Source organism: Streptomyces sp. NPDC059355, from assembly GCF_042752335.1.
In the GTDB taxonomy this organism is placed as follows: domain Bacteria; phylum Actinomycetota; class Actinomycetes; order Streptomycetales; family Streptomycetaceae; genus Streptomyces.
Window position 1 is genome coordinate 1 of the sequence record NZ_JBHYXN010000055.1, and the last position, 13120, is coordinate 13120.

The following is a 13120-nucleotide window of genomic DNA, read 5'->3' on the forward strand; positions in this document are numbered from 1 at the left end:
GGGGAACCTCTCCCCCGGCAGGCCCCCGCCGCCGACCCGGATCCGACCCGGCTCCGACCCGGACCGCCCACGAGCGGTGGGAGCGGTTCAGCGGGCGGGGGCCTCCCGTACCGGGTGCTTGCTGAGGATCGAGACCCGGTTGAAGGCGTTGATGGTGATCGCCACCCAGATCACGGCCGAGATCTCGTCGTCGTCCAAGACCTCGCGCGCCTGCGCGTAGGCCCGCTCCTGGGCGAGGGCGTCCGCCGGGTGGGTGGTGGCCTCGGCGAGGGCGAGGGCGGAGCGTTCGCGGGCGGTGAAGAGCCCGGTGTCGCGCCAGGCCGCGAGCACGCCGAGGCGCCGGGTGGTCTCCCCGGCGCGCAGTGCGGCCCGGGTGTGGACGTCGAGGCAGAATGCGCAGCCGTTGAGCTGGGACACCCGGAGGTTGACCAGCTCTACGAGGATCCGGTCCAGGCCGGCCTCGGTCGCTGTCGTGCGGACGGCGTCGGCGGTCTTGACGAGCGCCTGGTACGCGACGGGGCTCTGCTTGTCGACGTAGATCCGGTCGTCGGTCCGGTGGGCTCCGCGGCCCGTGCCGTCTCGATCACCCTGTGCTCCTTCGCCTGTTGTCGTGGGTTGCCTTCGGGACTATGATCACCCATAATTGTTGAAAGTAGAACTACTTTGCGCGGGAGGGACAGGGGAGATGGGTCACACGGAGATCGAGCCCGAGGCCAAGATCGAGGTCGAGGTCCTCACCGCCCGGGACGTCCCGCTCGGCGGGCCGCGGGCCATGACCGTACGCCGCACACTGCCCCAGCGGTCCCGGACGCTCATCGGCGCCTGGTGCTTCGCCGACCACTACGGCCCCGACCGGGTCGCCGACTCCGGCGGCATGGACGTCGCACCCCACCCGCACACCGGGCTCCAGACGGTGAGCTGGCTCTTCAGCGGGGAGATCGAGCACCGCGACAGCCTGGGCACCCACGCCTTCGTACGGCCGGGCGAAGTCAACCTCATGACCGGAGGCCACGGCATCAGCCACACGGAGGTCTCCACTCCCGGCACCACCGTCCTGCACGGCGTCCAGCTCTGGGTGGCCCTCCCCGGCGAACACCGCCACGCCCCCCGCGACTTCCAGCACCACGCACCCGAGCAGCTACACGTCGACGGGGCGCAGCTGCGGGTGTTCCTGGGCGCCCTCGCGGGCGCGGCCTCCCCCGTGCGCACCTTCACCCCGCTTCTCGGCGCCGAGATCCTCATCGACGCCAGCGCCACCGTCACCCTCGGCGTCGACCCGGAGTTCGAGCACGGACTCCTCGTCGACCAAGGCGACGTCCGTCTCGACGGCGCCCTCCTGCGCCCCGCCGAACTCGGCTACGCCTCCCCCGGCCGCAGCGCCCTCACCCTCACCAACGCCTCCGACCGGCCGGCCCGGACGATCCTGCTCGGCGGTCCGCCCTTCGAGGAGGAGATCGTGATGTGGTGGAACTTCGTAGGCCGCAGTCACCAGGACATCGTCGAGGCGCGGGAGGAATGGGAACGGGCCTCCGACCGCTTCGGCACCGTCGACGGCCACCCCGGCGACCGGCTCCCGGCCCCCGCCCTGCCCAACGCCGTCATCGCACCCCGCAAGAACCCCTCCCGGCACTGATCCCCGCACCGAAAGGACCTTCGCCATGAGCGACCAGACCACCACCGCCCCCGTCGTCCGCCATGTCGACGCCCGCCACCGCTACGAGATCCTCGTCGACGACCACCGCGCCGGCCTGACCGCCTACCGCGACCGCGATGACCAGCGGGTCTTCTTCCACACCGAGATCGACGACGCCTACGCCGGCCAGGGACTCGCCGCCATCCTCGTTCAGCAGGCCCTGGACGACGTCCGCGCCTGCGGGCTGCGGATCGTGCCCGTCTGCCCGTACGTGGCCAAGTTCCTCACCAAGCACCAGGAATTCTCGGACATCACCGACCCCGTCACCCCCGAGGTCCTGACCTGGCTCGACACCCGGCTGGGACGCTGAGCTCTCGGCGGAACAGCGCGTACGGTGCGCGGTGGCCCACGCCCGGGGTGAACGCCCGTGCACCCCCGCGTGTCCCGCTGCCCCGCCCCCCTTCGCACCCCGGGCGCGACATGCGCCCACCACGCCCCTGACCCTCCTGACTCGCGCTGATGGTGCAAAGCGCGACAGCATGGAGGGAGGGCGGTCGACGTGGCTGCCGGCACACGAGGGCATTACAGACCGTGACCAGAGAACATTTTGCGTTCTGCGGGGCTGAGCTGGCGGCTGTCTACGTCCTCTCCGACGGCCGCAAGGAACTCCATCTGGCCGAGATGACCGGGAACCGCGCCATGCTCTACGGACTCCCGGCCGTCCTCTCCGTGGAAGGGCACTCCCCGGCCGCCGAGGCCTACCGCTCGGGCCGCCCGCTGTGGCTGACCCCGAAGGCGCTCGCCGCATACGTGGAGGAGGACCCGCACCACTTCCCCGGCCGGGTACCGAACGACTCCGTCAGGGCTTTGCCGGCCAGGCTCTCGCTCGGCGCCCTGCCCCTCGGGCACGGCGCCAGGGATCTGGGCTGCCTGATCGTCGCGGGCGAGGTCCCCGACGGTTTCAGCAGCGACCGCCGGAGCCTGCTGGAGCTGTACGCGGACCAGGTCGCCGCCGGACTCGAATCCGCGGCCGCCCACGCCCCCGGACGTACGGCCCCGCGCCCCGTACTGGGACACACGCTGGTGCCGCTGCGGGGCGGTGCTTTCATCCTGGACCTCGGCTCCGGCCGGATGGAGGCGCACGCACGCGTACTGGAGCTGCTCGGCATCCCGCCCGACCAGTTCGGCGGCAACGTGGAGACGCTGCTCGCGGCGGCCGTGCCGGACGACGTCCCCGCGCTGATGGCCATCGTGGAGCCCGACAGGCTCACGACGGATCCGCAGCAGCTGGCGTTCCGCATCCGCAGGCCGGGAGGTGAGCTGCGCTGGCTGGGCCTGCGCTGCCGGGTGATGACGGACGACGACGGCACCCCGGTGCGGGTCCTCGGTGTCGTGGCCGACGCCTCCTACCTGCGCCCGAGCGCCGACGAAGTCTCCATCGTGCAGCGGCTGTCCACCAAACTGGCCGGCGCGGCGACCATCAGGGACGTCAGCCAGATCGTCGTCAATTCCCTGCGCGACCCACTGGAGGCGAGCCGTGTGCTGGTCGCCGAGCTGGAGGCCGACCGGCTCGTGATCACCGTGCTCGACCCTCCCGAGCCGCGCGCCTGGCCGGACATGTGGCGTTCGGAATGGCGATCGGAGTGGCCGGACGCCTCGATGCACGACGTGCCCACCCTTCAGAACGCGATTCGGGAGGGACATGTGAGCCTGTGGCCTCCGGGTGCGGACCTCGAGCCCGCTCTCGCGGGCATCGGACCCGGTGGGCTCGCGGTCCTGCCGCTGCCGGCGGACGGCCGGATGGTCGGGGTCTGCCTCGTCGGATGGGACGGTGAGCACCGGTTCGGGCCCGAGGAGCGGTCGCTGCTGACCGCCACCGCGGGGCTGGTGGGCCAGGCACTGATGCGCGCGCACGCGCTGGACGCGGGCCATGAACTCGCCACGATGCTCCAGCGCAGCCTGCTGCCGCGCAAGCTGCCCTCCCTGCCCGGTGGGATGGCCGTCGCCCGGTACCTGCCCGCGACCGCGGGGCTCGAAGTGGGCGGCGACTGGTACGACGTCGTCCCGCTCAACGACGGCCACGTGGCGCTCGTCATCGGCGATGTGCAGGGGCACAGCGCCGGAGCGGCGACGATCATGGGCCAGATACGGACGGCCGTGAGGGCCTACGCAGTGGAGCGACACCCGCCCGATGTCGTCATCGCCAGGGCCAACCGGCTGCTCGTCGGTATGGAGACGGACCTGTTCGCCACGTGTCTGTACGTGGACCTGGACATGGAGGAGGGCATCGCCTGGTTCGTCCGCGCCGGCCACCTGCAACCGATCCTGCGCCACCCGGACGGCAGCACCGCGGAGTTCACGGTCGAGGGAGGACCGCCCCTGGGAGTGGTCGCTGACGCCGAGTTCCCCCTGACGGAAGTCGGCCTGGTACCGGGGACCATGCTGGCCTTGCTGACGGACGGCATGGTCGAGTCGTCCAACGTCCGTCTCGAAGACGGCATGCGCCGGGTGTGCGACGTACTGGCCATGGCGGACCCGGCCGACCCTGGGATGGTGGCCGACGAACTGCTCGCGGGCGTCAACCGGCGGGACGACGACGTGGCGCTGCTGCTCCTGCGCTACGACGGCACCCGCGTCCGCCCGATGCGGACGAACTGGACCGTCTGGCGGCTCCCCAACGCGGTCCAGCACGCTCGCCGTTTCGCCGCGCGCGCCCTGCGCTCGTGGGGCGTGGAAGAGGAGCTCGACATCGCCCTGCTGGTGGTGTCCGAGCTGGTCACCAACGCGATCGCCCATACGCAGGGCGAGGTCCGGCTGGATCTGACCCTGTCCGCGGACCGCCTGCGCATCGCCGTGAACGACGGCTCGCCCCGCAGCCCGGTCAAGCCCACGTCCGTGGACTGGACGGCTACCGGGGGCCGCGGGCTCCTCATCGTCGAGGCGACGACCGCGTCGTGGGGCTCGGTACCGCTCAGCAGCGGCAAACAGGTGTGGGCCGAGGTGCCGCTGGCACCGCGCGAGCGGCTCGCCCGGGGCACGTAGCGCCGCCACCCCGGCCCGGCGGCGGACACGGGCCCGGCCACCGGCCGGATGGCACCGGTGGACGGGCCCGCGCCGTCACTGCTTCGCGACCGGGGGCCGCAGGACTCAGATGAGGCTCTTGTAGATGTTCCAGCCGCTGCCGAACTTCACCCGGGCGGCGAAGGTCTCGGTGCCGGCGTTGCCCGTCGAGCTGTACCGGTACACCTCACCGTTCGGCAGGCGGGCGAGCAGGTCACCCTTGCTGTCGCCGTCGATGTCACCCGGGACGAACAGCAGGTCGTACTGGCCGAAGCCGCTGCCGACCTGCTCCCGGGCGGCGAACGGCGCGGTGGCCGTGCCCGTGCCCTTGAAGAGGAACAGGCGGCCGGAGGTGTCCCGGGCGAGCAGGTCGGCCCGCCCGTCGCCGGAGTAGTCGCCCGCGCCGACGAGCGCGTCGTAGGCGTTCCAGCCGGTGCCTGCGTTGACGCGCGCGCCGAACCGGGTGACCAGCGCACCGTCACCCGGGTGGAGCCACAGGGTGCCGCTCGAGTCGCGGCTGAGCAGATCGCCCTTGCCGTCGCCGGTCAGGTCGCCCGGGCCGACCGTCATGGTGTAGTTCCACGTCGTGCTGACCCGCTCTCCGCGGATGTACAGGTCACTGCCGATGTTCTGCACGTAGCTCGCGTGGTTGTGGTTGTTGAGCCCGGTGGCGTACGTGTTGCGGGAGCCGGGCGTCTCCTTGCCGACCGCGATCGGCGGCAGCAGGTAGGTGCCGTTGGCCAGCGCGCTGTACTTGGCGAGGGTGTCGTTCGCTTCGGTGGCGAGGTTCTGTGCCTTGCCGTAGAGCTGCGTGGTGCCGGCTCCGACCATGAACTTGTTCCGTTCCCACCCGCTGCCGTAGTAGGTGGGGGCGGCGAACTTGCCACCTCCGATCGACTTGTAGAGGTACTGCTTGCCGTCGCGGCCGCGAGCGATCAAGTCGCTCATGCCGTCGCCGTCGACGTCGTCCGGGCCGCTGATCACGTTGTACGTGTTCCAGCCGGTGCCGACCTTGACGCGGGCCTTGAGCGGGGCGGTCGCGCTCCCCGCCCCCTTGTGAAACCACAGTTCGCCGCTCAGCGTACGGGTGAGGACGTCGCCGAGCCCGTCGCCGTCGACATCGCTCGCGCCGACGATCTGGTCGTACATCCCCCAGCCGGAGGCGACCTTGACCCGCGTGTTGAAGGGCCTGCTGACCGTTCCGGTCCCCGTGTACAGCCACAGGTCGCCGGCGTGATCGCGGGCCAGCAGGTCGGGGTGGTGGTCTCCGGTGATGTCCCCGGTGGCGATGAGGCGGTCGTACTTCTGCCAGCCGCCGCCGTACCACAGGGGTGCGGAGGTGCCCTGCGGGCCGATCTCGTAAAGCGTGAGCTCGCCGTCGAAGGAGAGGGAGAGCAGCTCGGCCTTGGTCGTGCCGCCGACGTCTCCGACCGGCAGCAGGTCCTTGTACGAGGCGTCGGGGTCGGTGCTGTAGATCACGTAGTCGCTCCAGGCACCGGCCTTCGACAGGTAGACGGCCGTGCTGTGGTCGTACTCCATGACGATCATGTCGCTGAGGCCGTCGCCGTCGATGTCGTGCCGCGGCTTGGCCGCGGCCGCCCCCGCCGGTTTCGTGGCGCGGCCGGGGAGGACGACGCCCGGGTACTGGCGGTCGCCGCCCGGTGCGGCCGCCGGTACCGAATCCGCCGCCGGGCCGGCCGCGGGCAGGGCGGTGACGGAGCCGGATGTGCGGAGCTGCGGTGCAGCGCTGCTCGGGGCGGCGGCCAGGGCGCCGGCGGCCAGGGCGAGTACGCCGCCGGCAGCCAGCAAACGCAGTCGTCCGCGATGTGAAGAAGTCAAGATCCCCCCTGAGGATCGAACCGGGGTCGCCCGGACACGTCTTGCTGCGCCATGGGAGACACGTATTCATACGCAAACGGTTCCATGACCCGATCGGGTGTTCATTCGGGCGTTGCGGCGCCCAAAAGTTCGCAGTGGCGACGTGTCGCTGTGCCCGACACAGGATGCGAACCGGGAGGCTTCGGGAATGATCCACGCCGTCGTCCACGCACTGTCGATCACTCTCTCCATGACGTGGGAGATCACCTGGGCACTGATCCTGGGCTTCGCCCTGTCCGCCGTGGTGCAGGCCGTTGTCCACAAGTCGACGGTGGTCTCGCACCTGGGGGACGACCGCCCCAAGACCCTGGCCGTCGCGGCGGGACTGGGTGCGGCGTCTTCCTCGTGCTCGTACGCGGCGGTGGCGCTGGCCCGCTCGCTGTTTCGCAAGGGCGCGAACTTCACTGCGGCGATGGCCTTCGAGATCGCGTCAACCAACCTCGTGATCGAGCTCGGCGTGATCCTGGCCCTGCTCATGGGCTGGCAGTTCACCGCGGCGGAGTTCGTCGGCGGACCCGTCATGATCATCGCTCTGGCCGGGCTGTTCCGGCTGTTCCTGCGCGACGGGCTGCTGCGCCAGGCGCAGCGGCAGGCCGAACGCGGCGTCGCCGGGTCGATGGAGGGCCACGCCGCGATGGACATGTCCGTGAAGCGTGAGGGCTCCTTCACCCGGCGCCTGCTGTCGGGCGAGGGGTTCACCTCCACCAGTCACGTCTTCGTGATGGAGTGGGCGGCGATCCTGCGGGACCTCGTGGTCGGCCTGCTGATCGCCGGAGCCATCGCCGCCTGGGTCCCCGACTCGTTCTGGAGCGCACTCTTCCTCGACGGCCATCCGCTGGCGTCCAAGCTGATCGGCCCGCTCATCGGCCCGCTGGTCGCGATCGCCTCGTTCGTCTGCTCGATCGGGAACGTGCCGCTCGCCGTCGTGCTGTGGCAGGGGGGCATCAGCTTCGGCGGCGTGGTCGCGTTCATCTTCGCCGACCTGTTGATCCTGCCGATCCTCAACATCTACCGGAAGTACTACGGCGCGCGGACCGCCCTCTTCCTCCTCTGGACCTTCTACACGGCGGCGGTCGTCGCGGGCTACGTCGTGGAGTTCCTCTTCGGCGCTCTGGGGCTCATCCCCGACCAGGCCGACGCCACGATCCCCGCGGAGGGGATCTCCTGGAACTACACGACGTTCCTCAACATCGCGTTCCTCCTGCTCGCCGCCGCGTTCCTGATCCGGTTCCTCCGCACCGGCGGCCGCCGGATGCTCGCCATGATGGGGGGCGGCCCAGGCGCCCAGGAGCACGGTGAGCAGGACCGTCACGGCGGCCACGGCTGACCGGTGGAGGCCGCCGGTGGCCGACGGGCCGGGCCCGCCGTCTCAGGTTGCCGCGTGCTCGTCGAGCGTTATGCCCAGTCCGGCGGCCAGGGCCGTGAGGGTCGGGCCCAGGGGGAGCGCGACCCGGGCGAGAGCGTGCTCGTCGCCGCGGGTGGGGTCGTTGTTGACGATCAGTACGGGCTTTCCGGCCCGGGCAGCCTGCCGGACGAACCGCAGCCCGGACATCACGGTCAGCGAGGAGCCCAGGACCAGGAGCGAGCGTGCCCCACCGACCAGTTCGCGGCAGTGCTCGACCCGCCGCGGCGGAACGGATTCGCCGAAGAACACCACGTCCGGCTTGAGGATGCCGTCGCACCGCTGACACGGCACCACGCGGAAGTCCCCGACCTGCCCGTCGGTGAGGTCGGCGTCACCGTCCGGGTTCAGAGCGGCAGCAACGGGCTCGAATCCGGAATTGGCGTCCGCAAGCCGCAGCGCGACGTCCCGGCGCGATGCGAAGGCGCCGCAGGAAAGGCAGACGACTCGCTCCAGGCTCCCGTGGAGCTCCACCACGCCCTCACTGCCGGCGACCTGGTGCAGCCCGTCGACGTTCTGGGTGATCACGCCCGCGAGCAGGCCACTGTCCCCGAACGCCGCCACGGCCCGGTGCCCGGCATTGGGCCGGGCCCGGCCGAAGGTGCGCCAGCCGAGGTGACTGCGCGCCCAGTACCGGCGCCGGGCCTGTGCGCTGGCAGTGAATTCCTGGTAGGTCATCGGGGTGTGCCGGCTCAGGCTCCCGCCCTCGCCCCGGTAGTCGGGGATGCCCGACTCCGTGGACATGCCCGCCCCGCTGAGCACCAGCACGTCCCCGCCGCGCAGCGCGTCGGCGACCGGCTCCGGATCGGTGGTGCCGGGCCGTAGGCCCACGGGAGGCGTCCAGCTCAGGGTGGGGCGCATGCGCATACCCGCCAGCGTACGCAACAGCCGGCGCGGCGGAGCGGGTCACCGGTTCAGGGCCGGAATGGGATTCAGGTCGCCCGAACGGCGCAAGGGCCGTACGGCAGGGTGTGGGACCGCGACCTCCCTGTCCAGGGGCGGGTCGGGGCGGTGGCCGGCTCGCTCCGCGCCGGGCCGGCCGGGAGGTCGGGGCGCCGGTCCGGCTCTACGCTCCGGTGCCATGAGCCCCGTACACGGCGATCCGCACTCCGGACCCACACGTCGCGCCCTCCTCACCGCCGGCGCGGGAGCCGCGCTCCTGGCGGGCTGCGCCCCCGGCGGCGCCCCCGGCGCCCCGGCCGCGGCCACCAGCAGCTCGGCCGCCGCTGCGGGCGGCGGCCTCACCCCGGGCGCGATGACGCTGTTCAAGGACCCCGCGTACAACTTCAACGGACTCCTCGCGCTCGGCGGCTCGGGCGCCGGCGCCGCGGAGGTCGGCGAGGTCCTGACGGCCGTGAACGCGATCAACGCAGCCGGACTGACGGCGCAGTCGTACGTCAAGACGTTCCGCAGCCTCGGCGACCAGCTCATGGCGGCGCCCCCGGGCGCCCCCGCCGACGGCCGGACCAAGCGCTTCCGGGCCCTGCGCGCGGCCCAGTACTACGGCCAGGCGCTGTTCTTCGTCCTGGGCTCGGACGACCCCGGCAGCGAGGAGCAGCTCTACAAGGCGGGACGCGCCGCCTGGGACGCCTTCTGCGACCTGTGCGAGCCCGCCCCGGTGAAGGCGAAGGTGCCCTACGGGACCACACCGCTGCCGGTGTGGTTCTTCCGGCCCGACACGTCCGGCGCCCCGCGCCCGACGGTGATCCTGACCAACGGCAGCGACGGCCAGAACGTCGACATGTGGACGTACGGGGTCCCGGCCGCGCTGGAACGGGGCTGGAACGCGCTCGTGTACGACGGACCGGGCCAGGGACAACTGCTCTTCGTGGACCGTGTGGTGTTCACCCCGACCTGGGAGCGGGTCGTCACGCCCCTCGTCGACTGGCTGACGGCCCGCTCGGACGTGGACTCCCGCAGGATCGCCCTGACGGGCCTGAGCATGGCGGGCGACCTCGCTCCGCGGGCCGCGGCGTTCGAGACGCGCATCGCCGCCCTGGTGGCGATGCCGGGCTGCGTGGAGCCGTGGCTGGGCTTCCCGCCCGAGATCCGGAAGATCCTCACCCCGGACAAACAGCAGACGAACGACATCTGGAACAAGGAAGTCGTCCCCGAACTGCCCCCGGACGCGGCTGATGTGATGAAGAAGCGGTTCGAACCGTTCTCCGTTCCCGCGATGCTCGAAGCCCGCCAGGGCAAGCTGTTCACCGACTTCTACACCCCGGCCACCCGCGTCAAGGCTCTGACCATCACGGACGTCGTCGGCCGCATCAAGGCGCCGACCCTGGTGCTGGATTACGAGGGCGAGCAGTTCTACCCCGGCCAGCCGCGCCGCATGTACGACGCCCTCACCTCGCCGAAGGACTACCTGAAGCTGACGGCGGCCCAAGGGGCGCAGCTGCACTGCTCCCCCATGGCCCCGCAACTGCACTGCGAGGTCGTCTTCGACTGGCTCGGCAAGACGCTGGGCTCGTAGGCCGGACAATGGGCCCGGCCGGCCGTCAGTTCTTCTTCAGCTCCTCGGCGAGCATCACGAGGATGCCGCTGGGACCGCGGACGTAGGTGAGCTTGTAGACGTCCTCATAGGTGGCGACGCCGCGAAGCGGACGGCATCCGTGCTTCGCGGCCGTCTCAAGGGCTTTGTCGATGTCGTCGACCGAGAAGGCGACGCGATGCATGCCGATCTCGTTGGGACGGGTGGGTTCCGACTCGATCGCTTCGGGGTGGATGTACTCGAAGAGCTCAAGGCGACCTTGACCGTCCGGCGTCCTGAGCATCGCGATCTTGGCGTGATTGCCATCGAGGCCGACGGCGGTGTCGGTCCACTCACCACTGACCGTGTCACGGCCGACGACCGTGAGGCCGAGGTCCGTGAAGAAGGAGATCGCTGCTTCGATGTCGCGAACGGCGATCCCGACGTTCTCGAGTTTGATGGCCATGCGCTGCATGCTAGCGAGCCGGGCCGATCGGGCACCTCCGGCACCGCGGACCCCCGTCCTTCCGCTACCCGCGGGGGACGGCGAAGTCCGTGAGCAGCGCGGCGCCCGGCCCGAGGTCCGACCAGGGGCCCCGCAGGGTCAGTACGGCCACTGCCGAGGTCGGGAACTTGGTGCGGACGCGCTCCAGGGCATCCCCCTCGGCCGCCCCTGCGGCCAGCAGCACCAGGTCTTCCAGGCCCGGGTTGTGCCCGACCAGCAGCAGGGTGCCCGCCTCGGGAGAGACCTCGCGGACGACGTCGAGGAGGTCCTGCGCGTCGGCCGCGTACAGGCGCGGGTCGTGCCGGACGGGCGGCATGCGGTCCAGCTCCGCCGCGGCCAGATCCCAGGTCTCACGGGTGCGGCGTGCCGGGGAGCACAGCACGAGATCCGGTACGCCGAAGGAGCGGGCGAGCAGCCGGCCGGCCGCGGGCGCGTCGCGCAGCCCGCGGGGTCCCAGCGGGCGGTCGTGGTCGGGAACCCCGTCCGGCCAGGCGCTCTTGGCGTGTCGCAGGATCACGAGCCGGCGCGCCGCGCCGTCCGCCCCCGCATCCCGTACGTCGTGAACCTCGGGAACTCGGTCGCTGTGCCTCATACCCCGAGCGTAGGGCCCGGGACCGTGAACGGCTCCGTTCGTCGCGGGTGAAGGGGAGTCGCGGGCTGGAAGTCCCCGCCGGTCAGGCGAGCTCCTGGCGCGCGGGCGCCTTCCGCGTCTTCACGCCGGCGAGGACGAGTGCCAGCCCCACGGCGACGACGCCGAGGTAGGCGGCGGAAGGAAGGTCGACGAGCTTGTGCAGCCAGCCCCACTCCGTGCCGAAGAAGGTCTGCGAAGCGAAGCTGACGAGGCCCTGGGCTCCTATGACGTAGCCGATGCTTTCGATGGTGTATCCGATGGTTGTTCGCACGGATCAACCCTCTCGCGGCGGTTCCGCAAGATCGTCCTCCGCAGGGCCGAGAACACAGTAGGCCGAAGGATGCAGTCGCTCGCGGTCTGCGGCGGTCAGATGCCGGTGGTGGACGGCCTGGTGAGAAGGGCCCATTCGTGGCGTCGGACGGTGTCGGGGGCGGTGCGTCCGGCGAGGACGTCGCAGAGGAGCTCCGCGCAGGCACGTCCGTACGCGGCCGGTCGGAGGTCGACGGCGGTGGTGGGCGGGTTGGTGTTGCGCGCCGCGGATCCGTCGACGCAGGTCGCGACCAGCAGGTCGGTTCCGACGGTCATGTGGTGGGCTGCGGCGGCCCGCAGGACTCCGGGGGCCGTGCCGTCCGGGGCGCAGATGACGGCGTCGATCGAAGGATCGGCGGTGAGGAGTTCGAGGGTGGCCGCTTCGGTGTCGGTGGGGGTGGCGGCGAACGGCACGGTGCGCAGGGCGACTTCGGTGCCGTTGGCGGCGCCCCAGGCCGTGGCGGTCGCGCGAAGTGCCTGGGCCCAGGACGAGCTGCCTTCGGGGGCGAGGAGGGAAGGTCGGCGGGCGCCGCGGTCGCGTACGTGGTCGAGGAGCGTGGTGAGGGAGGCTGCGTTGTCGCAGACGACGGCTCCGGTGGGGGTGGGTGAGGGGCCGAGGTAGCGCTCACCGGTGACCACGGGGACGCCGGAGCCGAGGAGCCCGGGTACGGCGGTGTCGTCGATCTCGGGGTCGATGACGAGGAGGCCGTCGACGCGGGAGGCCAGGGGGCCGGAGGAGCCGGAGGAGTGGGTGGGGCCGAGGGGGCCGAAGGAGCGGGTGGAGCCGCCTGTCGGGGCCAGCAGGACCACGTCGAGGCCTTCCTCCTGGGCGCGCTCGACGGCTCCGAAGGCCAAGGTCATGTAGTAGTCGAGCCGGGTCGCGGTCCTGGGCAGGTGGAGGCCGATGGCTCCGGTGCGGGCTCGGCGCAGTCGCTGGGCGGCGCTGTTGGGGCGGTAGCCCAGTTCCTCGGCGATCGCGCGGACCCGGTCCCGGGTGGTTTCCGCGACCCGGCCGGAGCCTTGGAGGGCGTCGGAGACCGTGCTCTTGGAGACGCCTGCGGCATGGGCGACGTCGAGCAGGGTCACGGTGCGGGGGGTCGGGGTGGTCACGTCTCCGGATTCTAGACGTTCGAGCCCAGCCTTGCCGGAACGTTCCGGCAAGGCTTACATTCGGTTGTGCCGGTACGGTAAGGCAACGGGGTGGACCAGCCCCCGCCGCGCCCCAAACC

General features: G+C 71.4%; 12 protein-coding genes. 5 read left to right on the plus strand and 7 right to left on the minus strand.

What is annotated here, in order from left to right; genetic code table 11:
- Window positions 1-87: 87 nt before the first annotated feature.
- Window positions 88-540, minus strand: coding sequence for a carboxymuconolactone decarboxylase family protein (locus ACFXGI_RS34070; RefSeq protein WP_384715466.1), 453 nt, complete (start codon window positions 538-540; stop codon window positions 88-90).
- Between the two features lie 145 nt (window positions 541-685).
- On the opposite strand from ACFXGI_RS34070, the gene ACFXGI_RS34075 reads away from it, so the two are divergent.
- The 3 genes from ACFXGI_RS34075 to ACFXGI_RS34085 all read left to right on the plus strand — a co-directional run bounded on the left by ACFXGI_RS34075 (window position 686) and on the right by ACFXGI_RS34085 (window position 4675).
- The gene (locus ACFXGI_RS34075; protein WP_384715353.1) at window positions 686-1633 is read left to right on the plus strand and encodes a pirin family protein; all 948 of its coding nucleotides are present in this window, start codon (window positions 686-688) and stop codon (window positions 1631-1633) included.
- 25 nt (window positions 1634-1658) lie between these two features.
- On the plus strand, window positions 1659-2003 hold the full coding sequence (locus tag ACFXGI_RS34080) for a GNAT family N-acetyltransferase (RefSeq protein ID WP_384715355.1): 345 nt from the start codon (window positions 1659-1661) through the stop codon (window positions 2001-2003).
- A 221-nt stretch (window positions 2004-2224) separates the two neighbouring features.
- Window positions 2225-4675, plus strand: a complete 2451-nt coding sequence (locus ACFXGI_RS34085) for a SpoIIE family protein phosphatase (protein WP_384715358.1) — start codon at window positions 2225-2227, stop codon at window positions 4673-4675.
- A gap of 105 nt (window positions 4676-4780) precedes the next feature.
- Here ACFXGI_RS34085 and ACFXGI_RS34090 read toward each other — a convergent pair whose 3' ends face one another.
- Window positions 4781-6502, minus strand: coding sequence for an FG-GAP repeat domain-containing protein (locus ACFXGI_RS34090; protein WP_384715361.1), 1722 nt, complete (start codon window positions 6500-6502; stop codon window positions 4781-4783).
- 220 nt (window positions 6503-6722) lie between these two features.
- On the opposite strand from ACFXGI_RS34090, the gene ACFXGI_RS34095 reads away from it, so the two are divergent.
- Window positions 6723-7898: a permease gene (locus ACFXGI_RS34095; RefSeq protein ID WP_384715469.1), complete on the plus strand. Its 1176-nt coding sequence runs from the start codon at window positions 6723-6725 to the stop codon at window positions 7896-7898.
- A gap of 42 nt (window positions 7899-7940) precedes the next feature.
- Here the strand turns inward: ACFXGI_RS34095 and ACFXGI_RS34100 are convergent, their stop codons facing one another.
- Window positions 7941-8840, minus strand: a complete 900-nt coding sequence (locus tag ACFXGI_RS34100; protein WP_384715364.1) for an NAD-dependent protein deacetylase — start codon at window positions 8838-8840, stop codon at window positions 7941-7943.
- Window positions 8841-9054: 214 nt separating this feature from the next.
- Here ACFXGI_RS34100 and ACFXGI_RS34105 point away from each other — a divergent pair, with 214 nt between their 5' ends.
- Window positions 9055-10449 carry an alpha/beta hydrolase family protein gene (locus ACFXGI_RS34105; RefSeq protein ID WP_384715367.1) on the plus strand — a complete coding sequence of 465 codons (1395 nt, stop codon included), beginning with the start codon at window positions 9055-9057 and terminating at the stop codon, window positions 10447-10449.
- Between the two features lie 25 nt (window positions 10450-10474).
- Here the strand turns inward: ACFXGI_RS34105 and ACFXGI_RS34110 are convergent, their stop codons facing one another.
- The 4 genes from ACFXGI_RS34110 to ACFXGI_RS34125 all read right to left on the minus strand — a co-directional run bounded on the left by ACFXGI_RS34110 (window position 10475) and on the right by ACFXGI_RS34125 (window position 13001).
- Complete coding sequence (locus ACFXGI_RS34110; protein WP_384715370.1) at window positions 10475-10912, minus strand: VOC family protein; 438 nt, start codon at window positions 10910-10912, stop codon at window positions 10475-10477.
- Window positions 10913-10976: 64 nt separating this feature from the next.
- A complete protein-coding gene (locus tag ACFXGI_RS34115; RefSeq protein ID WP_384715373.1) occupies window positions 10977-11543 on the minus strand; it encodes a SixA phosphatase family protein in 567 nt (188 codons plus the stop codon).
- Window positions 11544-11625: 82 nt separating this feature from the next.
- Window positions 11626-11853 (minus strand): hypothetical protein, encoded by a 228-nt coding sequence (locus ACFXGI_RS34120; RefSeq protein ID WP_384715376.1) that lies wholly within the window; start codon window positions 11851-11853, stop codon window positions 11626-11628.
- 95 nt (window positions 11854-11948) lie between these two features.
- On the minus strand, window positions 11949-13001 hold the full coding sequence (locus ACFXGI_RS34125) for a LacI family DNA-binding transcriptional regulator (RefSeq protein WP_384715379.1): 1053 nt from the start codon (window positions 12999-13001) through the stop codon (window positions 11949-11951).
- Between the last annotated feature and the right edge of the window lie 119 nt (window positions 13002-13120).